General features: G+C 68.8%; 18 protein-coding genes. 13 read left to right on the plus strand and 5 right to left on the minus strand.

Annotation, left to right across the window (positions count from 1 at the left end):
- The first annotated feature begins 4 nt into the window (after positions 1-4).
- From AVMA1855_RS12820 to AVMA1855_RS12860, 9 genes are all read left to right on the plus strand, one after another.
- The gene (locus AVMA1855_RS12820) at positions 5-1,843 is read left to right on the plus strand and encodes an Ig-like domain-containing protein (protein ID WP_284425989.1); all 1,839 of its coding nucleotides are present in this window, start codon (positions 5-7) and stop codon (positions 1,841-1,843) included.
- A complete protein-coding gene (locus AVMA1855_RS12825; RefSeq protein ID WP_284405108.1) occupies positions 1,825-2,370 on the plus strand; it encodes a shikimate kinase in 546 nt (181 codons plus the stop codon). The genes AVMA1855_RS12820 and AVMA1855_RS12825 overlap by 19 nt, the downstream gene beginning before the upstream one ends.
- A gap of 242 nt (positions 2,371-2,612) precedes the next feature.
- Positions 2,613-3,776: a 3-dehydroquinate synthase gene (aroB, locus tag AVMA1855_RS12830; RefSeq protein WP_284425990.1), complete on the plus strand. Its 1,164-nt coding sequence runs from the start codon at positions 2,613-2,615 to the stop codon at positions 3,774-3,776.
- Positions 3,777-3,833: 57 nt separating this feature from the next.
- On the plus strand, positions 3,834-5,003 hold the full coding sequence (locus AVMA1855_RS12835; RefSeq protein WP_284425991.1) for a deoxyguanosinetriphosphate triphosphohydrolase: 1,170 nt from the start codon (positions 3,834-3,836) through the stop codon (positions 5,001-5,003).
- A gap of 109 nt (positions 5,004-5,112) precedes the next feature.
- Complete coding sequence (locus tag AVMA1855_RS12840) at positions 5,113-5,748, plus strand: DUF1415 domain-containing protein (protein WP_284425992.1); 636 nt, start codon at positions 5,113-5,115, stop codon at positions 5,746-5,748.
- On the plus strand, positions 5,745-6,698 hold the full coding sequence (locus tag AVMA1855_RS12845; protein WP_284425993.1) for a class I SAM-dependent methyltransferase: 954 nt from the start codon (positions 5,745-5,747) through the stop codon (positions 6,696-6,698). Before AVMA1855_RS12840 ends, AVMA1855_RS12845 begins: the two co-directional genes overlap by 4 nt.
- Before the next feature lie 138 nt (positions 6,699-6,836).
- Positions 6,837-7,541 (plus strand): transposase, encoded by a 705-nt coding sequence (locus AVMA1855_RS12850; protein WP_284425994.1) that lies wholly within the window; start codon positions 6,837-6,839, stop codon positions 7,539-7,541.
- A gap of 180 nt (positions 7,542-7,721) precedes the next feature.
- Complete coding sequence (locus tag AVMA1855_RS12855; RefSeq protein ID WP_284425995.1) at positions 7,722-12,476, plus strand: glutamate synthase-related protein; 4,755 nt, start codon at positions 7,722-7,724, stop codon at positions 12,474-12,476.
- Positions 12,477-12,526: 50 nt separating this feature from the next.
- Positions 12,527-14,005, plus strand: coding sequence for a glutamate synthase subunit beta (locus AVMA1855_RS12860; RefSeq protein ID WP_284425996.1), 1,479 nt, complete (start codon positions 12,527-12,529; stop codon positions 14,003-14,005).
- A gap of 203 nt (positions 14,006-14,208) precedes the next feature.
- On the opposite strand, the gene AVMA1855_RS12865 is transcribed toward AVMA1855_RS12860, so the two are convergent.
- Together AVMA1855_RS12865 and AVMA1855_RS12870 are read right to left on the minus strand one after the other, a co-directional pair.
- Entirely contained in the window at positions 14,209-14,487 is a 279-nt protein-coding gene (locus AVMA1855_RS12865; RefSeq protein WP_284425997.1) for a hypothetical protein, read from the minus strand.
- A 356-nt stretch (positions 14,488-14,843) separates the two neighbouring features.
- Complete coding sequence (locus tag AVMA1855_RS12870) at positions 14,844-17,036, minus strand: TonB-dependent siderophore receptor (protein WP_284425998.1); 2,193 nt, start codon at positions 17,034-17,036, stop codon at positions 14,844-14,846.
- A 206-nt stretch (positions 17,037-17,242) separates the two neighbouring features.
- On the opposite strand from AVMA1855_RS12870, the gene AVMA1855_RS12875 reads away from it, so the two are divergent.
- Complete coding sequence (locus tag AVMA1855_RS12875; protein WP_284425999.1) at positions 17,243-19,171, plus strand: DUF3592 domain-containing protein; 1,929 nt, start codon at positions 17,243-17,245, stop codon at positions 19,169-19,171.
- Between the two features lie 7 nt (positions 19,172-19,178).
- Here AVMA1855_RS12875 and AVMA1855_RS12880 read toward each other — a convergent pair whose 3' ends face one another.
- Genes AVMA1855_RS12880 through AVMA1855_RS12890 form a run of 3 tightly spaced genes read right to left on the minus strand, consistent with a single transcriptional unit; the run spans position 19,179 to position 23,172 of the window.
- Positions 19,179-21,632, minus strand: coding sequence for a TonB-dependent siderophore receptor (locus AVMA1855_RS12880; protein WP_284426000.1), 2,454 nt, complete (start codon positions 21,630-21,632; stop codon positions 19,179-19,181).
- Entirely contained in the window at positions 21,632-22,618 is a 987-nt protein-coding gene (locus tag AVMA1855_RS12885; RefSeq protein WP_284426001.1) for a FecR domain-containing protein, read from the minus strand. The genes AVMA1855_RS12880 and AVMA1855_RS12885 overlap by 1 nt, the downstream gene beginning before the upstream one ends.
- On the minus strand, positions 22,615-23,172 hold the full coding sequence (locus AVMA1855_RS12890; RefSeq protein WP_284405120.1) for a sigma-70 family RNA polymerase sigma factor: 558 nt from the start codon (positions 23,170-23,172) through the stop codon (positions 22,615-22,617). Before AVMA1855_RS12890 ends, AVMA1855_RS12885 begins: the two co-directional genes overlap by 4 nt.
- A 361-nt stretch (positions 23,173-23,533) precedes the next feature.
- On the opposite strand from AVMA1855_RS12890, the gene AVMA1855_RS12895 reads away from it, so the two are divergent.
- The 3 genes from AVMA1855_RS12895 to AVMA1855_RS12905 all read left to right on the plus strand — a co-directional run bounded on the left by AVMA1855_RS12895 (position 23,534) and on the right by AVMA1855_RS12905 (position 25,951).
- On the plus strand, positions 23,534-24,334 hold the full coding sequence (locus AVMA1855_RS12895) for an amino acid ABC transporter substrate-binding protein (protein ID WP_284426002.1): 801 nt from the start codon (positions 23,534-23,536) through the stop codon (positions 24,332-24,334).
- 191 nt (positions 24,335-24,525) lie between these two features.
- The gene (locus tag AVMA1855_RS12900; protein ID WP_284426003.1) at positions 24,526-25,179 is read left to right on the plus strand and encodes an amino acid ABC transporter permease; all 654 of its coding nucleotides are present in this window, start codon (positions 24,526-24,528) and stop codon (positions 25,177-25,179) included.
- The gene (locus tag AVMA1855_RS12905) at positions 25,160-25,951 is read left to right on the plus strand and encodes an amino acid ABC transporter ATP-binding protein (protein WP_284426004.1); all 792 of its coding nucleotides are present in this window, start codon (positions 25,160-25,162) and stop codon (positions 25,949-25,951) included. Before AVMA1855_RS12900 ends, AVMA1855_RS12905 begins: the two co-directional genes overlap by 20 nt.
- Positions 25,952-26,141: the final 190 nt, after the last annotated feature.

Below are 26,141 nucleotides of genomic sequence, written 5' to 3' on the forward strand. Positions count from 1 at the left end.
AATAATGAAGTCATTCATCAAAATCATTGCCCTATCGCTGGCTGCCACTCTGGTCGCTTGCGGTGGCGGCGGGGGGAGCGCTGGCACCACGCCCGGAGGAACGACTCCGGTCAGCACGGCAGCCTCTGTGGAAATCTTGACGTCTGCCACGGGCCTCGCGTCGGCCGACAAGACCGGCCTGACGTTGACCGCCGTGGTGAAGGACGCCGCCAACAATGCGCTGTCCGCACAGGCGGTGTCGTTCACGGCATCCAGCGGCACGCTGGCAAGCATCGTGGGCACCACGGCTGCAGACGGCAAGGCGACGGCGGTGTTGACCGCCGGCACAGACCGTTCCAACCGCGACATCGCCGTCACGGTGAAGTCGGGATCGATCACGAAATCCATCACCATTCCGGTGACGGGTACCACGTTGACCGCATCGGGTTCGTCGTCTCTACTGACCGGTGCCACGACCAATTTCGCAGTGAGCGTGAAGGACAGCGGCGGTGCGGCCATTGCCGCCAGCACGGTGGCCGTCACGTCGTCCCTGGGCAATGCCATCACCATGGCCAGCACTTCGACGGACGCCAATGGCGCCGTGACGTTCGCTTACGCGGCAACGCGCAGCGGTACGGACACCGTGACCATCCAGAGCGCCGGTGCACAGACGCAGATTTCCATCAACGTCACCAGCGTGGATTTCGCGTTCTCGGCGCCCACGGCCAACACCGAAGTCGAGGTCAACACGGCGCGGACGGTCTCTGTGCGTTACGCATCCGGCGGCGCCGGTGTGGCGGGCAAGGTCATCTCGTTCAGTACCACCCGCGGCTCGGTGTCTCCCAGCCAGGCGACGACCGATGCCAATGGCATTGCCTCTACCCAGGCTTCGGCCGCATCCGTGGGCGTGGCGACGATCAGCGCGGTGGTGGACAACGGTGCCGTGACCACGCTGCCGCTGAATTTCATCGCTTCGACGCCAGCCTCGCTGGTCCTGCAGACGTCTTCGGCCGCTTTGCCCCCGAACGTGGCAGGCAGCTCCGCCAACCAGGTCCAGTTGCGCGCCACGGTGCGTGATGCCGCCGGCAACGCCGTCAAGGGCAAGACCGTTTTCTTCACGGCAGTGCAGGATCTGAGCGGTGGCAGCATCAAGACGGGCTCCGCCGTCACGGATGCCAACGGCTTGGCGACGGATGTCTTCATCTCCGGTGCCACGTCCACGGCCGCCAACGGCGTGCAGATTCGTGCGACCGTTGCCAACACCAATGTGACGGCCACGTCTTCGCTCACGATCAGCAGCCAGGCGCTCTTCATCTCCATCGCTGCCAACAACACGATCGAGAAGCTGAACACGACGTATCGCAAGACGTTCTCGGTGCAAGTGAACGATGCCAATGGCGCACCGGTCGCAAATCAGAACCTGACGCTTTCCTACTGGCCGCCTTACTATCGCAAGGGTCGTTTGGTCTACAGCGATGCGGATAACCAGTGGATAGAAAATGCCGGTAGCATCATTTCCTGCCTGAATGAAGATGCCAACAACCGCAACGGCATTCTGGACGCCGGTGAAGATGTCAACGGCAATGGTCAACTCACTCCAGGTCTTCCAGGGGTGATCGCACCGGCGTCGGTCACGACGGATGCCGCTGGTTCTGCCGAATTCACTTTGACCTATGGACAGCAATACGCGTTCTGGGTGAATTTCGAGTTGGCCGCCAAAGCCATTGTGTCCGGTACGGAATCCAGTTCGTTCTTTGCTTTCCTGGCATCGGCTGCAGCGTCTGACCTGACGGACAAGACGGTTCCTCCAGCTTCTCGTCTGAGCCCGTTCGGGACGGCAACCAGTTGCAGCAATCCCAACTGAGTCTCCACCTCATCGGCCTACCAGGCTCCGGGAAATCCACCGTCGGGCGTCAACTCGCCCGGCGGCTGGGGATCCCCTTCATCGATTCGGACCACGTGATCGAGCAGCGCATCGGCTGCTCGATCCGTGGTTTTTTCGATCGTGAAGGGGAATCCGCCTTTCGCGACATCGAAGAGCAGGTGATCGATGAGTTGACCGCGGGCCGAGGCGCGGGCCCGGCACATGTGCTGGCTACGGGCGGCGGCGCCGTGCTGCGTGCGCCCAACCGCGACCGCCTCAGGGCGCACGGCAAGGTGGTCTATCTCGACGCGTCGCCCGAGGACATCGTTCGCCATGTGCGGCACGACACGTCCCGCCCCCTGCTGCAGGGAGCGGACCCGCTGGGCCGGTTGAAGGACCTGCACCATCAGCGGGATGCGCTGTACCGGGCCACGGCCCACTACGTGGTGTCCACGGGGCGGGGCAAGACCGTCGCGGCGTTGGTGAATCACATCGCGATGCAACTGGAACTGGCCTCCGTCGGCTGACGGCGGCGCTGCTTCCACGCTTGCTCACTGTCGCGCCGGTCATCACCGGTGCGGTGCTTCTTTTCGGCAACGCTGCGATCCGTCCGCTGGCCCCTGGCAGCGCTGGTACAGCGAGCCGCTCACCCATCTCTCCTCGAATGTCCGCATGCCTGGCAGCACGGTACGGATCGGACCTGTGCGTGCAGAGATCCGTCCGCATGGGAGCCCGGCGGCCCGCTAGACTCTCGACCATGGATCACGACATGCCCCTGGCATCCCAGGCCCCCCTTTACCGCACCGCCCACCCATCCGCCGACGCGTTGCCGGGCGATCGCCCCGCCCAGGTGGACATCGCCCTGGGCGACCGCAGCTACCCCATCCTCATCGGCGAATCGTTGCTGGACGACCCGACCACCTACCAGGCCCTGCCGGCCGCCGCGTCGGCCCTGATCGTCACCAATTCGACCGTGGCGCCGCTCTATGCGCAGCGGCTTGAGGCTGCGCTGACGGCGCGCTACCCACGGGTGCTGCAGGTCGTCCTGCCCGATGGCGAAGAACACAAGACCTGGCAGACGCTCAACCTCGTCTTCGACGCACTGCTGGCCAACGGCTGCGACCGCAAGACCGTGCTGTTCGCCCTGGGCGGTGGCGTGGTGGGCGACATGACCGGGTTCGCCGCGGCCAGCTACATGCGCGGGGTGCCGTTCGTGCAGGTGCCCACCACGCTGTTGGCGCAGGTCGATTCGTCGGTGGGGGGCAAGACCGCCATCAACCACCCGCTGGGCAAGAACATGATCGGCGCCTTCTACCAGCCGCAGTTGGTGGTGTGCGATCTGGCCACGCTCGACACCCTGCCGCCCCGCGAATTGAGCGCGGGGCTGGCGGAAGTCCTCAAATACGGACCGATCGCCGACATGGCGTTCCTCGACTGGCTCGAGACCGCGATGGATGCCCTGCGCGCCGGCGACCATGTCGCGCTGGCCCACGCCGTGCGACGCAGTTGCGAGATCAAGGCCTTCGTGGTGGGCCAGGACGAGCGCGAGGCTGGTCTGCGCGCCATTCTCAACTTCGGCCACACGTTCGGCCACGCCATCGAGGCGGGCATGGGCTACGGCGTCTGGCTGCATGGCGAAGGCGTTGCAGCGGGCATGGTGATGGCGGCCGAGCTGTCTTGCCGGCTGGGGCTGGTGGACGCGGCCTTCGTGCAGCGACTGCGCCAGTTGATCGAGCGCGCGGGTTTGCCCGTGCGCGGCCCGGTGATCGATGCGGCGGACAACGCGGGCCGCTATCTCGAGCTGATGCGGGTGGACAAGAAATCCGAAGGGGGCGAGATCCGCTTCGTGGTGATCGACGGCCCCGGGCGTGCGGCGGTGCGTGCCGCGCCGGATGCGCTGGTGCGCGAGGTCATCGACGCCTGCTGTGCCTGAATGCTATTGTTTGGATAGCATGAAATTGAAGACAGTCGAGCGGTGAAAGCCCTTTTGATGCAGCCCCCTGGATTGGCGCCATACGCCTGTGACCCGGCCGATACCCGGGGACGCCGCCATCCCCAGTCGGCGGCGCCCACGCGCTCGGAGTACCAGCGCGACCGCGACCGCATCGTGCATTCCACCGCCTTCCGCCGGCTGGTCTACAAGACGCAGGTGTTCCTCAACCACGAGGGCGACCTGTTCCGCACGCGCTTGACGCACTCGCTCGAAGTGGCGCAACTGGGCCGCTCGATCGCCCGTTCGCTGCGCATCAACGAGGATCTGGTGGAGGCCGTCTCCCTGGCGCACGACCTGGGCCACACCCCGTTCGGCCACGCCGGGCAGGACGCCCTGCATGAATGCATGGCCGCGCACGGCGGCTTTGAGCACAACCTGCAGAGCCTGCGCGTGGTGGACGAGCTGGAAGAGTGCTATCCCGACTACAACGGCCTGAACCTCACGTTCGAGGCGCGGGAAGGCATTCTCAAGCACTGCTCGCGCGCCAACGCCGAACGCATGGAGGCGCTGGAGCCCGGCGGCATCGGCCAGCGCTTCCTGCAGCGCGGGCAGCCCAGCCTGGAGGCGCAACTGTGCAACCTGGCCGACGAGATCGCCTACAACGCCCACGACATCGACGACGGCGTGCGCTCCGGCCTCATCACGCTGGCGCAACTGAGCGAGGTGCCGCTGTTCGAGCGCTACCGCGCCGAGGCCGAGCGCGACCATCCCCACCTGGCGGCGCCGGCGGGCCAGCGGCGGCTTCTGAACGAAGCGATCCGGCGCATGCTCAGCGCGCAGGTGTACGACGTGATCGATGCGACGAACGCGGCCATCGCCCAGTCCGCGCCGGCGCGGGTGGAGGACGTGCGCCGCGCGCCGCCCCTGGTGGCGTTCAGCGCCGAGATGCGCGCGCAGTCGCAGGGGCTGAAGCGCTTTTTGTTCCAGAACCTGTACCGCCATCCTCAGGTCATGGAAACCACCGGACGCGCCCAGCAGGTGGTGCGCGATCTGTTCGCGGCCTACACGGACTCGCCCGAGGCGATGAAGCCGCGCTTCGCGGCGCGGGCCGCGGCCGGCGACGAGGTGCAGCGGATGCGTACGGTGGCGGACTTCATCGCCGGCATGACGGACCGCTTCGCGGTGCGCGAGCACGAGCGGCTCACGGGCCAACGGCTGTTGTCCTGATCGCTCCGGGCACGCGGGCCGAACGCTGCCACGGTCTGGCGGCACGGCCCCGCCGCAAGGCCCACCCGCGCCCGGCCGATAAAATGGGCGCCCCCCGAAGAAAGCCCCCATGACCGAATTGCCCACCGCCGCCCTGCACGCCTTTCCGCACGACACCGTGAAAGAGGACATGGTGCGCTGGCTGGAGCGCGCGGTGATCGGCCTGAACCTTTGCCCCTTTGCCAAGGCGGTGCACGTGAAGGCGCAGATCCACTACGTGGTGAGCGAGGCGACCGATGGCCGGGGCCTGCTGGAAGACCTGCAGCGCGAGCTGGAAGCGCTGGCCGAAATCTCCGCCGAGCGCCGCGACACCACCTTGCTCATGGCGCCGGGCTGCATGGAGGATTTTCTGGACTTCAACGACTTCCTCGCGCTGGCCGACGATCTGGTCGAGGCCATGGACCTGGGCGGCATCCTGCAGGTGGCCTCGTTCCACCCGCAGTTCCAGTTCGACGGCACCGACGTGGACGACGTCACCAACAGCACCAACCGCGCGCCGTATCCCACGCTGCACCTGCTGCGCGAGGAGAGCATCGACCGTGCCGTGGAGGCCTTTCCCGAGGCCGAGGCGATCTTCGAGCGCAACATCGAAGTGCTGGAGGAACTGGGCGCCGAAGGCTGGAAGGCACTGGACGTCGGCCCGCGCTGCCCGGTGGCCGGGCGGGCCACGCCGGTGGGCGCTGCCGGCGCAGGGGAGGGCGCATGAAGCGCGCCAAAGCTGCGGCCGGGCAGGGGGGGGCTTCTTCGTCATCGGCGGGGCGGACCGCGCCGAAGCCCTCGCCCGAAGACCAGGTGCTGCAGGAGCTGCGGCCGGGCCAGTCCATCGAACTGCTCAAGGCGCTGCACATCCTCACCCGCGAAGGGCGGCTCAACCAGGATTCGCGGCGCAAGCTCAAGCAGGTGTACCACCTGTTCCAGTTCATCGAACCGCTGCTGCAGGAGCTGTCGCAGGAAGGCCACGCGGCCACGCTGGCGGACCACGGGGCGGGTAAGTCGTATCTCGGCTTCATCCTGTACGACCTGTTCTTCAAGGCCCTGGGGCGCGGGCACATCTACGGCATCGAGACGCGGGCCGAGCTGGTGGAGCACTCGCGCGCCCTGGCCCAGCGGCTGGCATTCGAGCGCATGTCGTTCCTGAACCTGTCGGTGGCCGAATCCACCGATGCTGCGGCGCTGCCGCAGCGCATCGACGTGGTGACGGCCCTGCACGCCTGCGACACGGCCACCGACGACGCCATCGCCTTCGGGCTGGCCAAGCAGGCGCGCGCGATGGTGCTGGTGCCCTGCTGCCAGGCCGAGGTGGCCGCGTGCCTGCGCCAGGGCAAGGCGCTGCAGCTGTCGCGCACGCCGCTGGCCGAACTGTGGCGCCACCCGCTGCACACGCGCGAGATGGGCAGCCAGATCACCAATGTGCTGCGGTGCCTGCACCTGGAAGCTAGCGGCTACCAGGTGACGGTGACCGAGCTGGTGGGCTGGGAGCACAGCATGAAGAACGAACTGATCGTGGCCCGCTACACCGGCCAGAAAAAGCGCAGCGCGGCCGAGCGGCTGCGGGCGATTTTGGCGGAGTTCGGGCTGGAGCAGACTCTGGCGGCGCGGTTCGGCCTGCCGCCAGAGGCGGACACGGCGCCCGAGGCGGTTCCGGCAACGGTTTGAGGGTTTTTGGCCGCATGCCGGGGTTTTGTTTGCCTTTGGTGCTATAAAAATAGTAGCAATCGCGCCGATCGGGCGGCACATGCGGAATCGGGGACGGATTCCCCCTACCATGGCGCCTGTTCCACTTTGTGCGACCCCATGGCCCGACTGCCCCGCCTGACCCTTGCCGGCTACCCGCACCACGTGATCCAGCGCGGCAACAACCGCCAGGCCATCTTCGCCGACCGGCAGGACCACGAAACCATGCTGGCCCTGCTGACCGAGCAGGCCCGCCGCTGCGGCGTGGCCGTCCATGCCTACGTGCTCATGGGCAACCACTTTCACCTGCTGGCCACCCCCCAGACGGCCGACGGACTGCCGCTGATGATGCAGGCCGTGGGGCGCAGCTACGTGCGCTACTTCAACAACCGCCACGCGCGCACCGGCACGCTGTGGGAGGGGCGTTACCGCTCCACCGTGCTGCAGCCCGAGCGTTATTTGCTTGCCTGCATGGCTTACATGGACCTGAATCCGGTGCGCTCCGGCGCCACCGCGCAGGCGGTGGACTACCCCTGGTCCAGCCACGCCCATTGCCTGGGCCTGCGCAACGACCGGCTCATCACGCCGCATGCGTTGTTCTGGGCGCTGGGCAACACGCCCTTCGCCCGCGAGGCGGCCTACGCCGCGCTGGTGCAGGCGGGCGTCGGCCGGCTGCAGCAGCAGGCGCTGACCGATTCCGCGCTCGCCGGCTGGGCCCTGGGAGACGCCGCGTTCGTGCAGGCGTTGCAACAGCAGACGGAGCGGCGGGTGGTCAAAGGCAAGGCCGGCCGCCCGCCCGCAATGCCGAGGCCTATTCCCGAATAACTCCTTCAGGCCTCGTGGCAGAAAGCTTTATTGCTCCTGATTTTGATGTGTCCCCAATAAAAATAAATGCGATCTATTCTCATCAATAATGTGAATCTGACCCCATTTAAAGTGCTTGCCCGACCTTGCTGCGATGCACTAATCTTGCGCTCCCTGCGACCCATTTCCGAGGAGAGCGCCATGACGACGGCTGCCGAGATCCAATACCTGCAAGAGCACGGTCTCTATTCATCCACCCAAGAGCACGACGCGTGCGGCCTGGGCTTCGTGGCCCACATCAAGGGGGTGAAGCGCCACGACATCGTGACGCAGGCGCTCAAGATCCTCGAAAACATCGACCACCGCGGCGCCGTGGGCGCCGACAAGCTCATGGGCGATGGCGCGGGCATCCTGATCCAGATCCCCGACGCGCTCTACCGCGAAGAGATGGCCCGGGCCGGCACGGCCCCCGACGGCTCCACCGGCGTGGTGCTGCCGCCCTCCGGCGAATACGGCGTCGGCATGATCTTCCTGCCCAAGGAGCACGCCTCGCGCCTGGCCTGCGAGCAGGAGATGGAGCGCGCCATCAAGGCCGAGGGCCAGGTGCTGCTGGGCTGGCGCGACGTGCCGGTCAACCGCGACATGCCGATGTCGCCCACCGTGCGCAAGAAGGAGCCCATCCTGCGCCAGGTCTTCATCGGCCGTGGCAACGACGTGATCGTGCAGGACGCGCTGGAGCGCAAGCTGTACGTGATCCGCAAGACGGCCAGCGCCGCCATCCAGAACCTCAAGCTCAAGCACAGCAAAGAGTATTACGTGCCCAGCATGTCCAGCCGCACGGTGGTCTACAAGGGCCTGCTGCTGGCCGACCAGGTGGGCACCTATTACCTGGACCTGCAGGACGAGCGCTGCGTCTCGGCCGTGGGCCTGGTGCACCAGCGCTTTTCCACCAACACCTTCCCCGAATGGCCGCTGGCCCACCCGTACCGCTATGTGGCGCACAACGGCGAGATCAACACCGTCAAGGGCAACTACAACTGGATGAAGGCGCGCGAGGGCGTGATGGCCTCGCCCGTGCTCGCGGCCGACCTCAAGAAGCTCTACCCCATCAGCTTCGCCGACCAGTCCGACACCGCCACGTTCGACAACTGCCTCGAACTGCTGACCATGGCCGGCTACCCCATCAGCCAGGCCGTGATGATGATGATTCCCGAGCCGTGGGAGCAGCACACCACCATGGACGAGCGCCGCCGCGCGTTCTACGAATACCACGCCGCGATGATGGAGCCCTGGGACGGCCCGGCCTCCATCGTGTTCACGGACGGCCGCCAGATCGGCGCCACGCTGGACCGCAACGGCCTGCGCCCCTCGCGCTACTGCATCACCGACGACGACCTGGTCGTGATGGCCTCCGAGTCCGGCGTGCTGCCGATCCCCGAGAACAAGATCGTGCGCAAGTGGCGCCTGCAGCCCGGCAAGATGTTCCTGATCGATCTGGAGCAGGGCCGCATGATCGACGACGAGGAGCTCAAGGCCAACGTCGTCAACACCAAGCCCTACAAGCAGTGGATCGAGAACCTGCGCATCAAGCTCGACAGCGTGGGCGGCGAGGCGCCGGCCGGTCCGCTGCCGGCCGAACTGCCGCTGCTCGACCGCCAGCAGGCCTTCGGCTACACGCAGGAAGACATCAAGTTCCTGATGGCGCCCATGGCCAAGAACGGCGAAGAGGGCATCGGCTCCATGGGCAACGACAGCCCGCTGGCCGTGCTGTCGGGCAAGAACAAGCCGCTGTACAACTACTTCAAGCAGCTCTTCGCCCAGGTGACGAACCCGCCGATCGACCCGATCCGCGAGGCCATCGTGATGTCGCTCAACAGCTTCATCGGCCCCAAGCCCAACCTGCTGGACATCAACCAGGTCAACCCGCCGATGCGGCTCGAAGTGAGCCAGCCCATCCTGGACTTCGCCGGCATGGCCAAGCTGCATGCCATCGAAAAGCACACGCAGGGCAAGTTCAAGAGCGCGACCATCGACATCACCTACCCGCTGGACTGGGGCCGCGAAGGCGTGGAGGCCAAGCTGGCCTCGCTGTGCGCGCAGGCGGTCGATGCCATCAAGGGCGGCGCCAACATCCTCATCATCAGCGACCGCGCCGTGAACGCCACGCAGGTGGCCATCCCCGCGCTGCTGGCGCTGTCGGCCATCCACCAGCATCTGGTGCGCGAAGGGCTGCGCACCACGGCCGGCCTGGTGGTGGAGACCGGCACGGCGCGCGAGGTGCACCACTTCGCCGTGCTGGCCGGCTACGGCGCCGAGGCCGTGCATCCCTACCTCGCCATGGAAACCCTGGCCGAGATGCACGCGGGCATGCCGGGTGACCTGTCGCCCGATAAAGCCATCTACAACTACGTGAAGGCCATTGGCAAGGGCCTGTCGAAGATCATGTCCAAGATGGGCGTGTCCACGTACATGAGCTACTGCGGCGCGCAGCTGTTCGAGGCCATCGGCCTGAACACCGACACCATCGTCAAGTACTTCACCGGCACCGCCAGCCGCGTGGAAGGCATCGGCGTGTTCGAGATCGCCGAAGAAGCCATCCGCATGCACAAGGCCGCGTTCGGCGACGACCCGGTGCTGGAAACCATGCTGGACGCCGGCGGCGAATACGCCTGGCGCGCGCGCGGCGAAGAGCACATGTGGAGCCCCGACGCCATTGCCAAGCTGCAGCATTCCACGCGCGCCAACAACTGGAACACCTACAAGGAATACGCCCAGCTCATCAACGACCAGAGCCGCCGCCACATGACCCTGCGCGGCCTGTTCGAGTTCAAGTTCGACCCGACCAAGGCCATTGCCGTGGACGAGGTCGAATCGGCCAAGGAGATCGTCAAGCGCTTCGCCACCGGCGCCATGTCGCTCGGATCGATCTCCACCGAGGCGCACGCCACGCTGGCCGTGGCCATGAACCGCATCGGCGGCAAGAGCAACACGGGCGAGGGCGGCGAGGATGCCGCGCGCTACCGCCAGGAACTGAAGGGCATTCCGATCAAGCAGGGCGACACGCTCAAGAGCGTGATCGGCGCCGAGAACGTCGAGGTCGACCTGACGCTGCAGGACGGCGACTCGCTGCGCAGCCGCATCAAGCAGGTGGCGTCGGGCCGCTTCGGCGTCACGGCCGAATACCTGTCGTCGGCCGACCAGATCCAGATCAAGATGGCCCAGGGCGCCAAGCCCGGCGAGGGCGGCCAGCTGCCCGGCGGCAAGGTCACCAATTACATCGGCAAGCTGCGCCACAGCGTGCCCGGCGTGGGCCTGATCTCGCCCCCGCCGCACCATGACATCTATTCGATCGAGGACCTGGCCCAGCTCATCCACGACCTGAAGAACGTGGCGCCGCACGCCAGCATCAGCACCAAGCTGGTGTCCGAAGTGGGCGTGGGCACCATCGCCGCGGGCGTGACCAAGTGCAAGAGCGACCACCTGGTGATCGCCGGCCACGACGGCGGCACGGGCGCATCGCCCTGGTCGTCCATCAAGCACGCGGGCGGCCCGTGGGAGATCGGCCTGGCCGAAACCCAGCAGACCCTGGTGCTCAACCGCCTGCGCGGCCGCGTTCGCGTGCAGGCCGACGGCCAGATGAAGACCGGCCGCGACGTCGCCATCGGCGCGCTGCTGGGTGCCGACGAGTTCGGCTTCGCCACCGCGCCGCTGGTGGTCGAGGGCTGCATCATGATGCGCAAGTGCCACCTGAACACCTGCCCCGTGGGCGTGGCCACGCAGGACCCCGAGCTGCGCAAGAAGTTCTCGGGCAAGCCCGAGCACGTGGTGAACTACTTCTTCTTCATCGCAGAAGAAGTGCGCCAGATCATGGCCCAGTTGGGCATCCGCAAGTTCGACGACCTCATCGGCCGCACCGACCTGCTCGACATGCGGGCCGGCATCGCCCACTGGAAGGCGCGCGGCCTGGATTTCGGCCGCCTGTTCGCCCAGCCGAACGTGCCGGCCGACGTGCCGCGCTTTCATGTCGACGTGCAGGACCACAACATCGAGAAGACCCTGGACCGCAAGCTCATCGAGCGCAGCCAGCCCGCCATCGAAAAGGGCGAGCGCGTGCAGTTCATCGAAGTGGCGCGCAACGTGAACCGCTCGGTGGGCGCCATGCTCTCGGGCGCCGTCACGCGCGCCCACCCTGAAGGCCTGCCGGACGACACCATCCGCATCCAGCTGGAAGGCACGGGCGGGCAGTCGTTCGGCGCGTTCCTCACGCGCGGCATCACGCTGTACCTGATCGGCGATGCCAACGACTACACCGGCAAGGGCCTGTCGGGCGGCCGCGTCATCGTGCGCCCCAGCATCGACTTCCGCGGCGACACCACGCGCAACACCATCGTGGGCAACACGGTGATGTACGGCGCCACCAGCGGCGAATCGTTCTTCGGCGGCGTGGCGGGCGAACGCTTCGCGGTGCGCCTGTCCGGGGCCTCCACCGTGGTGGAAGGCACCGGCGACCATGGCTGCGAATACATGACGGGCGGCACCGTGGTGGTGCTCGGCAAGACGGGCCGCAACTTCGCGGCCGGTATGAGCGGCGGTGTGGCCTACGTGTACGACGAGGACGGCCTGTTCGACACCCGCTGCAACCTGTCCATGGTGACGCTGGAGCGCATCCTGCCCGGCGACGAGCAGACCGCCAGCATCTCGCGCGGCATCTGGCACCGAGACCAGACCGACGAAGCCCAGCTCAAGAAGATGCTGGAAGACCACAACCGCTGGACCGGCAGCAAGCGTGCGCGCGAACTGCTGGACAACTGGGCGGCCTCGCGCGCCAAGTTCGTGAAGGTGTTCCCGACCGAATACAAGCGCGCGCTGTCCGAAATCCATGAACGCAAGGTGCTGGAGGAGCCCGCGACCCCCGCGGTCGCCCATCCTGCGAAGGAAGCGGTGCCCGCCAAGTAAGGCCCGCCCGATCCACCCGCACCGCATTCAACGATTCAAGGACAGACATCATGGGAAAGACCACCGGCTTCATGGAATACGAGCGCATCGAAGAGGGCTACAAGCCCGTCGGCGAGCGCCTGAAGCACTACAAGGAATTCGTCATCGGCCTGGATGACGCGCAGGCCAAGATCCAGGGCGCGCGCTGCATGGACTGCGGCACGCCGTTCTGCAACAACGGCTGCCCGGTCAACAACATCATTCCGGACTTCAACGACCTGGTGTACCAGCAGGACTGGAAGAGCGCCATCGCGGTGCTGCACAGCACCAACAACTTCCCCGAGTTCACCGGCCGCATCTGCCCCGCGCCCTGCGAAGCCGCCTGCGTGCTCAACGTGAACGACGACCCGGTGGGCATCAAGTCCATCGAGCACGCCATCATCGACCGCGCCTGGGCCGAGGGCTGGGTCAAACCCCTGCCCCCGAAGCACAAGACCGGCAAAAAGGTCGCCGTGGTCGGCTCCGGCCCGGCCGGCATGGCGGCGGCCCAGCAACTGGCGCGCGCGGGCCACGACGTGACCCTGTTCGAGAAGAACGACCGCATCGGCGGCCTGCTGCGCTACGGCATTCCCGACTTCAAGATGGAGAAGTCGCACATCGACCGCCGTGCCGAGCAGATGGCCGCCGAGGGCGTCACCATCCGCACCGGCGTCTTCATCGGCGCCGCCAAGGACGGCCTGGGCAAGGGCTCCAAGGTCACCAACTGGGCCAAGGAAACCATCACGCCCGAGCAACTGCAAAACGACTTCGACGCCGTGCTGCTGACCGGCGGCGCCGAGCAGTCGCGCGACCTGCCCGTGCCGGGTCGCGACCTGGACGGCGTGCACTTCGCAATGGAGTTCCTTCCCCAGCAGAACAAGGTCAACGCGGGCGACAAGCTCAAGGGCCAGTTGCGCGCCGATGGCAAGCACGTCATCGTGATCGGCGGTGGCGACACCGGCAGCGACTGCGTGGGCACCAGCAACCGCCACGGCGCCGTGAGCGTCACGCAGTTCGAGCTGATGCCCCAGCCGCCCGAGGTCGAGAACCGCCCCATGACCTGGCCCTACTGGCCGATCAAGCTGCGCACCAGCTCCAGCCACGAGGAGGGCTGCGAGCGCGAGTTCGCCATCTCCACCAAGGAACTGCTGGGCGAGAAGGGCAAGGTCACCGGCCTCAAGACCGTCCGCGTCGAATGGAAGGAAGGCAAGATGGTCGAGGTGGCTGGCAGCGAGCAGGTCCTCAAGGCCGACCTCGTGCTGCTGGCCATGGGCTTCGTGAGCCCCGTCGCGCAGGTGTTGGACGCCTTCGGCGTGGACAAGGACGCCCGCGGCAACGCGAAGGCCACCACCGACTTTGACGGCGGCTACGCCACCAACGTGCCCAAGGTGTTCGCCGCGGGCGACATGCGCCGGGGCCAGTCCCTGGTGGTGTGGGCCATCCGCGAAGGCCGCCAGGCCGCGCGCGCGGTGGACGAGTTCCTGATGGGGTACTCCGACTTGCCGCGCTGAGTCCCGTCAAAAGCGCAGGCTTTGAAGCACAACGGCGCTCTTCGGAGCGCCGTTTTCTTTGCGCCGATGCGATGGCCCGAACGACCCAAAAAAAAGCCCCTGCCGAACGGCAGGGGCTTTCGTGGAAAGGCCAGCGTTTGCGGCGCAGCGCCGGTCGCCCTTTCCTTTCTCTTTTTTTCTCTGACCTCCCTCTCCTACCGAAATCAGGGGGTGATTTCGATGATCTGGGTGATGTGGGGCTGGCCTTGGCCTGGCAGCGGTTGGTAGATGTGGAGCTTCACCACGCGCACAGGGGCGTTGGGCACGACGTTCTGGGCCTTGGCCAAGAACGAATAATTGGTGCCGGCGACCACTTGGGTTGCAAAGGCGAACGGGATGTACTTGGTGCCCACCAGGGTCACGGCTTCTGCGAAGACCTTATTGGCCTCTGCAGTGAGTTCGAAATTGAAGCCGGTCCAGCCGCCTGCAAGATTGTTCGACATGTCGCTCATCCTCTCTAGAGTTTGGTCGCTGCTTGAGTGAAGCCAAAAACGTGCGAGCCTCCGTTTCTGGCTGTCCATTCGTCACCGGAGAGCGCTTTTTTTGAATTCTTGGTGATTCTTCGATCGCTTCGTTTCCAGCCACGGATTCTGGCGACAGGCCTTCTTTCTGCCCTTAACCAGGGCTGAGAGGTCCTGAAACGTTCTGAAATTTCTCGAAGCCCTGCGATCGGTGCGCGGTGCGTTTTTTCGCCTTGGAAGCAAAACGGCACCTTGCGGCACCGTTTTGGATTGCTATGAAAATATGAGCAATATGCCGGCGCATTCATTGCGCTGGAAGCTGTTTTGGCTCCGATTCCTCAGAACTTGTACTGCACGCCCACCGTCACCTGCCGCGGGCTGCCCGGCATGACCCAGACGCGGTTGTAGGCGCTGTGGTAGTAGGTCTTGTCGAACAGGTTGTCCACGTCCAGCGATACGCGCAGGCGCTTGTCCAGGTTCCAGTAAGTGGTCAGCTTGGCCACGGTGTAGGCGGGCAGGCGCGGCTCGCCCGTGTCGCCGCGGCGCTCGCCCACGTGGGTGAAGCCGCCGCCCACGCCCAACAGGCCGCCGCCGGCCAGCGCCCTTTCGTGCGTCACGAAGGCGCTGGCGCTCTGGCGTGCGAACTGGGTGATGAGCGGGTCGGCGTCCAGGTAGGTGTAGCTCAGCGCCACGCGCCAGCCGGGCGCGACCCAGCCGGCCAGTTCGGCCTCCAGGCCCCGGTTGCGGACCTTGCCGGGCACCGGCACCAGGTACACGCCGTCGTCGTCCCAGGTGGCCGTGTTGTGCTTGCTGATGTCGAACAGCGCCACGCTGCCGCCCAGGCGTGCATCGGCGCTCTGCCACTTCATGCCCAACTCGCGCGCGGTGCCGATCTCGGGCTGGATCTGCTGGCCGGACGCGGTGGTCTGGGCCTGCGCGCGGAACGATCGCCCGGCGCTGGCGTACACCGACACTTCGGGCGTGGCCAGCCAGGTCAGGCCCAGGCGCGGCGAGGTGGCGCTCGGGTCCTGGGTGGTGACGCGGCCCGTGCTGCGCTCGTCGATCTCGCCGCGGTAGCGGTCGTGGCGCACGCCGGCCAGGAGCTTCCACTGGGGCGTGAGGCTGATCTGGTCCTGCACGTAGAAGGCGGTGGTGCGGTCGTCCACCGTGCGGTCGATGGCCCGGGCCGTGAGCGCGGGCCGCGCGGCGGCGCCGTACACCGGGTTGGCCACGCTGATGCCGTAGCCGAAGCGACCGCCGCCCGCCTGGGTGAGCATGGTCTGGTCCATGTCGAAGCGCGACACCTCGGCGCCGACCAGCAGCTCGTGCTGGAAGGCACCGGTCGTGAGGCGCCCGTTCAGGTCGAGCTGCACCGTGGTGTCCTCGGACCGGAAGTCGCGGCGGATGAGCCGGCGGCACAGCCAGCCGCTGGCCTCGACCGAGGTCTGGCAGGGCGACGGGCCGTACTGGTGGGATTCGCTGGCCAGGCCGGCCAGCGTGTTGCGCTTGTACTGCAGGCCGGCGCGCAGGCTCCAGTCGGCCGACAGTGCCTGCTCCAGGAAGAACTGGTGCGTCTGGTTGTCCACGGTGATGTCGCCGTCGCCGGGTTCGCCGTAAAAGCGCGAGGTGGGCACCGCGCCCAATTGGCCGTTGACCGAGACCACGCCCCGGTCGAGCGGCGCGCGCTGGCGCAGCCACTCGCCGTCGTAGCGCAGCACGGTGTTGGGGCCGAGCTTCCAGGTGATGGCCGGGGCGATCAGCTCGCGGCGGCTGTGCACGAAGTCGCGGAAGCTGTCCTTGTCCTCCACCGACACGTTGAGGCGGTAGGCCAGCGTGGCGGGCTCGGTGGCGCTGCCGTTCAGCGGGCCGGTGCTGTCCAGCGCCATGCGCTTGGCGTCGTGCGTGCCGTAGTAGGCCTCGACCGAATGCGCGGCCTTGAACAGGGGCGGCTTGGTCACGACGTTCACCGTGCCGCCCGGCTCGCTGTTGCCGTACAGCGCGCCCATGGTGCCCTTGAGGAATTCGAAGCGCTCCACGTTGGCGGTGTCGCGCGGCGCGTTGAAGCCGCGGTTGGCCGGCATGCCGTTGCGCAGCAGGCCCATGCCCATGTCCTCGTGGCCCACGAAGCCGCGCATGGCTACGTTGTCCCAGATGCCGCCGAAGTTGTTCTGCCGCGAAACGCCGGCCACGTAGTCCAGCACGTCATCGAGGCGCTGGGCGCCCAGGTCGTCGACCAGCTGGCGCGTGACCACGCGCACAGCCTGGGGCACTTCGCGCAGCGGCGTGTCGGTCCTGGTCGCGCCCTCGGATTCCTGGGCGTGGTACTGGCCGGACTGCTGGCGGCCGACGACCTCGGTGGCGGGCAATTGCGGCTCGGCGGCCGCGGGCGCCTGGGCCCAGGCGGGCAGGGCGGTGCCCTGCACCAGGGCCGCGAGGCTGGCCGCGGCCAGCAGAGAGCGGCGCGGGCCGCGGGCCGCGGCGGCGCAGGGGGGAGGCGGAAATCGTCGGTCAGGGGTCGGGTGGCGGTGCATCGGTGCTTCTCTCGTTGGTGGTTGTCGAGAAGAAGACACGCAGCCCCCCGGAAAGGGGACAGCCCTTTTGCTTTGTTTCGATCGATGTGTGCGAAGTGTTGCGCGCGCGCCGCGCCGGGGCGTTTCGCGCCCCGCCACGCGGCCCCTGGTGGCGCGGGGCTTGATATTCTTCGAGCCACAAGAAACGACATCGACGAGGAGAACCCGTGGCCAGAGAGCGGACGAGGGCAGGCAGCATCGGCACCCGGCTGGCACTGCTGGCGTTCAGCGCCGTCTTCGCCGTGGTATTTGGCGTCTTCGGCTACACCTACGGACTGCGGCCCCTGGCCAGCACCCTGCGCCTGGCGTGGGAGGTGCACCACCGCTGGCAGCCGGTGCAGGCCGAGGTCCTCTCCGCGGAGCTTCGGAGGGAGGCGCGCCGTTCGGGCAGCGGTACGGGGCCCGCGTTCGAAGTGCAGGCCCGCTACCGCTACGCCGTGGACGGCAAGCCCCATGAAGGCACCCGCGTGGGCCTGGACCCGGCAGGCCATGGCGAATCGATGGACTTCGACGGTTGGCAGCGCCGGTGGCTCGCGCAACTGCAAGGCGCCCGGGCCAGCGGGCACACCGTCACCGCGTGGGTGCACCCGGCCAACCCGTCGCAATCGCTGATCGACCCCGCCATCCGCTGGCGCCTGCAGCTGTTTCGTCTGCCCTTTGCCCTGGTGTTCACCGGCGTGGGCCTGGTGGCGGCCTGGGTGTTCGTCGTCGTCCTGCTGCGCTGGCGCAAGATGGCTCGCGAAGAGGCCGATGCCGCGTCCCTGTCGGACGGGCCGTTGCCCCCGCCTGGGAACCCGGCACGCCGATCCCTCGGCATCCTGTGGCTCATCGCGTTGTTTTGGTGCGGCTTCAGTGTCCCGATGGCCGCCTTGCTGTGGCCCGATCCCCATATTCCGTGGCTCGCCAAGGGGGTCATGGGCCTGTGCGCTCTGGTGGGCATCGGGCTGCTGTGGTACTCGGGGCATGTCACCTACCTGGCCTGGCGATACGCGGGCACCGGGCTCGCCTTGCAGCCCGCGCGGCCACTCGCAGGGCATCCGGTCGAGGTGGCGCTGGTGGTGCCGGCCCGTGCCGCGCCCCGCATGCAGGGGCACAGCCTGCAATTGCGACTGGCCCAGTACCGGGTGGACGAAGCGAGTTCGGGCTCACCCGAACGGCGCGTGGAGTCTTTCGCCGAGCCCGTGGCGATGCAGCCGGCCAGCGGCGGCCGGCTGCGGCTGGTGGCGCGTTTCCTGGTGCCGCCCGATGCGCCGACCAGCGGCGCCCGCCGCTCGGGCGAGCGCGTGGAATGGCGGCTGGACCTGCTGCGCACGCCGCAAGGCGAGCCGGAGTGGACGTGCGACGTGCCCGTCCAGGCGGCAGCGCAGCCCCTGTCAGGGGAGCCGCCGGACCGCTTCGACCGCCGGGTGGCCTGGAAGGGCACGCCCGTTCCCGTCAGTGCCCGCCCGGCGGGGCCGGGCGCGGAGCAGGATGACGAGGCCCCCATGTTCCTGCCGCCCGCTGTCACGCTGCAGGAAACCCAGCACGCCTGGCACTTCGTCTTTCGCCCGGGCGGCTGGACCTGGGCGGCCGGCATCGTGCTGGTGAACCTGGCGCTCGTCGCGGTGGCCCTGGACGGGCTGGGCGTGTCCCTGGCCGCCGGGTGGCGCACCCCGGCGGCCGCGGGCGCCGGGTGGGCCCTGGCGGTGGCGTTGCTGCATGCCGCATCCCGGCGCTGGACGCTGGCGGTGCAGGACGCCGGCCTGGTCGTGCAGCGCCGCTCCTGGCTGTGGTCGCACGCGCGGGCGGTGCCGGGCGAGGCCACCCAGGCGCTGGTCCGCGCGCTGCAACGGGTCACGGGCAGCGGCCCCAGCGAAGAGGCCTACTTCGCGCTGTATGCGCCGGTGCCCGAAGGGGGCCGCGTGCGCCTCACGCCCGGCATCGCCGGCACCGAGGCCGCCACGGCCGTGGGCCAGGCGATCGCCCAGGCCTGGCGGGTCCGGCAGGGCCATTTCACCCCCGGATCGCAGCGGCCCGCGTTGACGGGCCACTCGCGCCCGACCTGGGGCGCCCTGGCCGCGCTGGCTGTGCTGGCGTGGTGCCTGTGGGGCGGTTAGTCCGCGGTCAGAACGTGTGCCTGGCCGTGAGCGTGACGTGGCGCGGCGCGCCGGGCACCACCCACACGCGGTTGTAGGCGCTGGCGTAATAGCGCTTGTCGAACGCGTTGTCCACCTGCAGCGACAGGCGCAGCGCGGGCCCTGCCTGCCAGTGCGCCAGCAGCCGCATGGTGGTGTAGGCGGGCAGCCGGGGCGATCCGGCATCGCCCGTGCGCTCGCCCACGTGCGTGAGCCCGCCCCCGAGGCCGACGGTGTGCCCGCCCGCTCCGCCGATGCTGCCGTCCAGCGCCCATTCGCGCACCACCAGCAGGCTGCCGCTCGCGCGCGGAAACTGCGGCAGCGACCGCTGCAGCCAGGCGCCGCCGGCCACCACGCTCCAGCCGGCCGCGGACCGGCCCGCCAGCTCGAACTCCGCGCCCCGGCTGCGCACGCGGGCGGCGGCCACGCTGTGGTCCGGGTGCTGCGGGTCGGTGACGAGCACATTGCGCTTGGCGATGTCGTAGAGCGCGAGCGACGCCGACAGCGGGCCCTCGGGCGGCTGCCACTTCACGCCGATCTCGCGCGCCAGCCCTTTCTCGGGCGCGAAGGCGCCGCCCTGCACGTCCACGCCCACGTTCGGGCGGAACGAGGCGCCGACGCTGGCATACACCGCCCAGCCCGGCACGGGCAGCCAGGTCAGGCCCGCGCGCGGCGACAGGGCGCCCTGCGACTGGCGCCGCGTGCCGCCGGCCAGCCGGTCGTCCACGGCCTGCCGGAAGCGGTCGTGGCGCAGGCCCAGCAGCGCCTGCCACCGCGGCGCCAGTTCGATCTGGTCCTGCAGGTACAGGCCCAGGCCGCGCTGGTGCTCGTCGGTGGACAGGAAATCCTGCGTCGCCGGCCGCTCGTCGCCATACACGGGCTGGCGCACGTCGATGCCATCGGCCTGCCAGGTGCCGGCCGGCGACTGCTGCATGACCTGTGAGAGCCGGAAGCGAAACACCTCCATCCCCGCCAGCAGCGTGTGCCGCAGTCCGCCCGCCTCCCACTGCCCCTGCAGATCGAGCTGGCCCGAGCGGTCGCTGGAGGCGAAATCGCGCCAGCGCCGCTGGCGCCACAGCCAGCCGCGTGCCTCCAGGTCGGCCAGCGCCTCGCCGTAGCCGTGGCCGTAGGTGGTGAAGCCCACCATGGTGCCGCGCCGCGCCATCAGCCCCGCATGCACGCGCCAGCCGGGGGCCAGGGCGTGGTCCAGCAGCCACTGGTGCGTCTGGTTGACCATGGCCAGGTCGCCGTCGCCGGGATCGCCATAGAAGTGCGTGACCGGCACGGTGCCCACCTGCCCGCCGAGCGCCACCACGCCCCGGTCCAGCGGCGCGCGCTGGCGCAGCCATTCGCCGTCGTAGCGCAGCGTGGTGGCCTCGGCGAGGCGCCAGGTGAACGCCGGCGCCAGCATGTCGCGGCGCGTGCGCACGTGCTCGCGAAAGCTGCCCTTGTCCTCGGCCACGGCGGTGAGGCGGTAGGCGATGCGCGCGGGTTCGCCCGACTCCGGCGCGGTGCCTGCCGACGCATCCAGCGGGCCGCCCAGCGTGAGCACGGCGCGCCTTGTGTTCCAGCGGCCCAGGCTCGCCTCGATCGTGCGCAGCGGCTCCCACGGCGCGGGCTGCGTCACCACGTTGAGCGTGCCGCCGGGCTCGGACACGCCGTACAGCGCCGCCACGGGCCCGCGCAGGAACTCGAAGCGCTCCACGTTGGCCGTGTCGCGCGGCGCGTTGTAGCCCCGGTTGCCGGCCATGCCGTTGCGCAGCAGGCTCATGCCGGTGTCCTCGTGGCCGGCGAAGCCGCGCAGGGCGATGTTGTCCCAGGTGCCGCCGAAGTCGTTCTGGCGCGATACGCCGGGCACGTAGTCGAGCGCGTCGTCCAGGCGCGTGGCGCCCAGGGCGTCCAAGGTCGGGCGCGGCAGGGTGGACAGGGCCTGCGGCACCGCGAGCGCGGGCGTGGCCGTGCGCGTGGCGGCGCCGGCCCCGCGGCCGTTGCCGCTCCCGAGGGCGGCGTCGGTGGTGCCCCCGGCCTCGCGCAGGGCGGTCACGCGCACCACGGGCAGCACGGCGGCGTCCGGCCCGGGCAGGGCCGACGCGGGTGCGGCGGGCGCGGTGGCCATGGCGCCTGCCGGCCGCAGCACGAAGACGCCGGGCGCCTCCTCGGCTGCCGCGAGCCCCGTGCCCGCCAGCAGCCGCGCCAGTGCCTCGGCGGATGTGAACCGGCCCGCCACGCCGGGCGCCTGCAGTCCGCGCAGCAGCGCCCCATCGGCCTGCACCGAGGCCCCGGTCTGCGCCGCCAGGGCCGGCAGCCGGTCGGCCAGCGGGCCCGGGGGCAGTTCGACCGCCCGCGGCGCGGGGGCGGGTGATTGCGCCGCGGCCGCGCCCGCCAGCAGGCACAGCGCCAGGCAGCCCGCCCGCGTGCGCAGCCTGGCCCTCCGCCCTGCCATCAGTCCTGCACGGTGGCCGGCAGCACCCGCGCCCAGTAGCGCGTGCGCCAGGCCACGCGCACCGGCAGGGTGCGGGGCAGGGCGTCGAGCACGGCGTCGCTGCGGTCGATCTGGAAGGCGCCGGTGATGCGCAGCGCGGCCACGGCCGGGTCGCACTGCACCACGCCGGCACGGTAGCGGGCGAGGTCTTCGAGGAACTCGCCCAGCGGCTGGTTGCGCGCCACCAGAAGGCCTTCGGCCCAGCGCCCGGCGAACGGGTCGGCGGGCGCGATGGGCGCGATGGGCGCCATCTGGCCGGCGGTGAAGCGCAGCGCCTGCCCGGCCGGCACGGTCTGCACCAGCCCCTGTGCGGTGCGCACGGCCACGGCGCCTTCGTGCACCGTGAGCCGGCAGCCGTCCGGCGCGTCGCACGCCACGAAGCGCGTGCCCAGCGGGCGCAGCTCGCCTTCGCGCGTGACGAGCACGAACGGGCGGTGGCCGGGCGCACCGGCGTCCGCGCCGGTCTGCACCAGCACCTCGCCGTGCAGCAGCCGCACAGTGCGCTGCGCGGGCGAATAGGCCACGTCGATGGCCGTGGCGGTGTTGAGCCACAGGCGCGTGCCGTCGGGCAACACGAGGTCGCGGCGCTCGCCCCGCGCCGTGTGGTGGTCGGCCGTGAAGGCCTCGCCCCATTGGCGCCAGGCCAGGTGCGCGGCGGGCAGCGCCACGGCCAGGCCGCCGAGCGCGCGCAGCGCACGGCGCCGCCCGTTGCCGCGTGCCCGGCCCAGCACGGCCTGCGCGAGCGGCGGGCTGATGAGGCCCAGCTGCGCCTGCATGCGCTGCGCGCGCTGCCAGGCGCGTTCGTGCTCGGGGTGTTCGGTGCGCCAGCGCTCGCAGGCCGCGTGGTCCTGCGCCGTGGCGTCGCCGGCATGCAGCCGGGCCAGCCATTGCGCCGCTGCGCGCACGGCGGCGCGGTCCGGGGGCAGGGGTGCGGCGGCGGGGTTCAATCCACCGCCAGGATGCAGGCTTCGAAGGCTTGGGCCATGTAGCGCTTGACGCTGCGCTCGGTCACGCCCAGCGTGGCGGCGATGCGGGCGTAGTCCTGCCCCTCGATCTGCGACAGCAGGAAGGCGCGCCGCGCGCGCTCGGGCAGGCCGGCCAGGGCCGCATCCAGCCGGTGCAGCGCCTGGCGGGCCATGGCGTGCTGCTCGGCCGAGGGCCACTGCGCTTCGGGCAGCGTGGCCAGCGCGTCGAGCCAGGCGCGCTCCAGCGACAGCCGGCGAAAGTGGTTGGCCACGAGCCGGCCCGCCACGGTGACCAGGTAGGCCCGGGGCTCGCGCGGCGTGGCGGCGTGTGCGTCGGCCTCGGTGCCGGCTTCGGCGCCCAGCCGGTGGGCGAGCAGCCGCACGAAGGTGTCCTGCGCCAGGTCCGCCGCCTGGTCGGGGCAGCCCAGCCGCGCGCGCAGCCAGCCCAGCAGCCAGCGGTGGTGCGCGCCGTACAGGCGGCCGATCTCTTCAGCCGGCCCGGGGGCGGGCGCGGCGGCGTGGTGGGCGGCGGACACGGGAGCCACGGGCGGGAATCCGATGGGTAAACGCCCGGTGGGCGGTCAATGAGAATGCATCGCATTATCTCATCCGTGGGCGGTGGTCCGTCCACGGGCCCGTTGCCCGGGCCGGGATGCTTTCTGGTGCACCCTTCGGGCTTTTGGTTTGCTATTTAATTGATAGCGGTATGCCCTAGTGATGATTGCGCTGCAGGCCATTTTGGTTCTCATCTGCCGGCGCGCGCTGCACCGCATTGGGGCGCGTTTCGCGCGGTCGGAGACAATACCGGCCTGGTCCCACCCCCTTCGCGCGTGGCCGCCCGCTGTCCCGGGCCGCCGCGCGCATTGCTTTTCGTCTCTCTGGAACACCCGATACGCCATGAAAAAGATTGCAGCCGTTTTATTGATGTCCCTGGGCGCCCTGCTGGCCGGTTGCGGCAAGAACGACAGCGCGCAGCCCGCTGCGGCCGCAACCCCCGCACCGGCCGCCGCCACCAAGATCGTGGTGGGCCTGGACGACAACTTCCCGCCCATGGGCTTTCGCGACGAAAAGAACGAACTGGTGGGCTTCGACATCGACATGGCGCGCGAAGCCGCCAAGCGCATGGGCGTGGCGGTGGAGTTCAAGCCGATCGACTGGAGCGCCAAGGAGGCCGAACTGTCCGGCCAGCGCGTGGATGCGCTGTGGAACGGGCTGACCATCACGCCCGAGCGCAAGCAGAACATCGCCTTCACCGCGCCGTACATGGAGAACCACCAGATCGTCGTGGTGTCGGCCCAGTCCCCCATCAAGGCCAAGGCCGATCTGGCCGGCAAGGTGGTGGGCGCGCAGGAGGGCAGCAGCGCGGTCGATGCGGTCAAGAAGGAAGACGCCGTGTTCAAGTCGTTCAAGGAGTTCAAGACCTTCGGCGACAACGTGACGGCGCTGATGGACCTGTCCACCGGCCGCCTGGAGGCCGTGGTGGTCGATGAAGTGGTGGGCCGCTACTACGTGGCCAAGAAGCCCGGCGCCTACGCCGTGCTGGACGAGCACTTCGGCACCGAAGACTACGGCGTGGGCGTGCGCAAGGACGACACCGCGCTGCAGGGCCGCCTGGACAAGGCCCTGGCCGACATGAAGCAGGACGGCACGGCCGGAAAGATCGCCACGCAGTGGTTCGGCAAGAACATCCTTAAATAAAGAACAACCCCCTGAGGCGCTGCGCGCCTTCCCCCTTCTCTCGCATCACTGCGTGATGCGGGAAGGGGGACGCAGCCGGCGCGGCGGGGCGGCCCTTGCGCGGCTGCCGCTGGCTTTGGGCCGCGCCAGTTGCCCAGGCTGCAGGCCTTGCCGGCCGCAGTCGTTTAGCCATGGACTCTCGTAGCTCATAGATGGATTACGTTCTCTCCCTTCTGGGGCCGATGGCGCAGGGCGCTGCGGTCACGCTGAAGCTCTTCGCCATCACGCTGGTGCTGGCCGTGCCGCTCGGGCTCGCACTGGCGCTGGCGCGCGTGTCGCGCCTGGCGCCGCTGTCGGCGCTGGTCAACGGCTACATCTGGCTCATGCGCGGCACGCCGCTCATGCTGCAGATGCTGTTCATCTATTTCGCGCTGCCGTTCGTGCCGGTCATCGGCGTGCGGCTGCCGGACTTTCCCGCCGCCGTGGTGGCCTTCGCGCTCAACTACGCGGCGTATTTCGCGGAGATCTTCCGCTCCGGCATCCAGTCGGTGGACCGGGGCCAGTACGAGGCCGTCCGCGTGCTGGGCATGACCTACGGCCAGACCATGCGCCGCATCGTGCTGCCGCAGATGGTGCGCCGCATCCTGCCGCCCATGAGCAACGAGACCATCACCCTGGTCAAGGACACCTCCCTCATCTACGTGCTGGCCCTGAACGACCTGCTGCGCGCCGCGCGCGGCATCGTGCAGCGCGACTTCACCACCACGCCGTTCATCGTGGCGGCGGCTTTTTATCTGACCATGACCCTGGTGCTCACCTGGGGCTTCCAGCGCCTGGAGAAACGCTATGCCAGACACGACGCTTGACGCGGCGGGCGCGGTGCCCATGATCGAGGCGCGCGGCCTGCACAAGGCCTTCGGCGCCACGCCGGTGCTGCGCGACGTGTCGCTCACCCTCGGGCGGGGCGAGGTGGTGGCGGTGATCGGGCCCTCGGGCTCGGGCAAGAGCACCTTCCTGCGCTGCCTGAACCACCTGGAGACCATCGACAGCGGCCACATCGCCATCGAAGGCGAGGCGCTGGCGACCACCGACGCGGCGGGCCGCTGCACCTACGTGCCCGAGGCCCGCGTGCGCGGCATCTGCCGCAAGATGGGCATGGTGTTCCAGTCGTTCAACCTGTTCCCGCACCTGACCGTGCTGCAGAACCTGATCGAGGCGCCCATGGTGGTGCGCGGCATGCCGCGCGAGGCCGCGGTGGCCCGCGCCGAGGCGCTGCTGGCCAAGGTGGGCCTGTCGGACAAGCGCGACCACTTTCCCGGCCGGCTGTCGGGCGGGCAAAAGCAGCGCGTGGCCATCGCCCGCGCACTGGCCATGGAGCCCGACATCCTGCTGTTCGACGAGCCCACTTCCGCCCTTGACCCCGAGCTGACCGGCGAGGTGCTGCGCACCATGCGCGAGCTGGCCAGCGACCGCATGACCATGCTGGTCGTCACCCACGAGATGGGCTTTGCGCGCGAGGTGGCCCACCGCGTGGTGTTCATGGACCGGGGCGAGCTGATCGAATCGGCCCCGGCGGCGGCGTTTTTCGCAAATCCGCAACATGCGCGCACCCAGGCATTTCTTCGCAGCATGCTTTGACCGGCATTCGGTGGTCGGTAAAAATCCAAGCCAAATCGGCTTCCAAGGCAGTTATCACTAGGGCATGGCGCTATCGAAAAATGAGCATTCGCGCCCCCTGGATTTTTGCAAACATCCATGCATGTATGTTTGCGTTACCATCGCATGCCCGGGGTTTGCCCTGACCCGCGACAATCACCGGTTGGTCCCC

Source organism: Acidovorax sp. SUPP1855 (genome assembly GCF_030158955.1).
Taxonomy (GTDB): domain Bacteria; phylum Pseudomonadota; class Gammaproteobacteria; order Burkholderiales; family Burkholderiaceae_C; genus Paracidovorax.

Bases quoted from the DNA above. Each gene is read 5' to 3' on its own strand.
- AVMA1855_RS12840 (WP_284425992.1), top strand. From the start codon at position 5,113: ATGACCGAATTGCCCACCGCCGCCCTGCACGCCTTTCCGCACGACACC.
- AVMA1855_RS12820 (WP_284425989.1), top strand. From the start codon at position 5: ATGAAGTCATTCATCAAAATCATTGCCCTATCGCTGGCTGCCACTCTG.
- AVMA1855_RS12850 (WP_284425994.1), top strand. From the start codon at position 6,837: ATGGCCCGACTGCCCCGCCTGACCCTTGCCGGCTACCCGCACCACGTG.
- aroB (WP_284425990.1), top strand. From the start codon at position 2,613: ATGCCCCTGGCATCCCAGGCCCCCCTTTACCGCACCGCCCACCCATCC.
- AVMA1855_RS12880 (WP_284426000.1), bottom strand. From the start codon at position 21,632: ATGGCAGGGCGGAGGGCCAGGCTGCGCACGCGGGCGGGCTGCCTGGCG.
- AVMA1855_RS12905 (WP_284426004.1), top strand. From the start codon at position 25,160: ATGCCAGACACGACGCTTGACGCGGCGGGCGCGGTGCCCATGATCGAG.
- AVMA1855_RS12895 (WP_284426002.1), top strand. From the start codon at position 23,534: ATGAAAAAGATTGCAGCCGTTTTATTGATGTCCCTGGGCGCCCTGCTG.
- AVMA1855_RS12855 (WP_284425995.1), top strand. From the start codon at position 7,722: ATGACGACGGCTGCCGAGATCCAATACCTGCAAGAGCACGGTCTCTAT.
- AVMA1855_RS12900 (WP_284426003.1), top strand. From the start codon at position 24,526: ATGGATTACGTTCTCTCCCTTCTGGGGCCGATGGCGCAGGGCGCTGCG.
- AVMA1855_RS12870 (WP_284425998.1), bottom strand. From the start codon at position 17,036: ATGCACCGCCACCCGACCCCTGACCGACGATTTCCGCCTCCCCCCTGC.
- AVMA1855_RS12845 (WP_284425993.1), top strand. From the start codon at position 5,745: ATGAAGCGCGCCAAAGCTGCGGCCGGGCAGGGGGGGGCTTCTTCGTCA.
- AVMA1855_RS12860 (WP_284425996.1), top strand. From the start codon at position 12,527: ATGGGAAAGACCACCGGCTTCATGGAATACGAGCGCATCGAAGAGGGC.
- AVMA1855_RS12835 (WP_284425991.1), top strand. From the start codon at position 3,834: ATGCAGCCCCCTGGATTGGCGCCATACGCCTGTGACCCGGCCGATACC.
- AVMA1855_RS12865 (WP_284425997.1), bottom strand. From the start codon at position 14,487: ATGTCGAACAATCTTGCAGGCGGCTGGACCGGCTTCAATTTCGAACTC.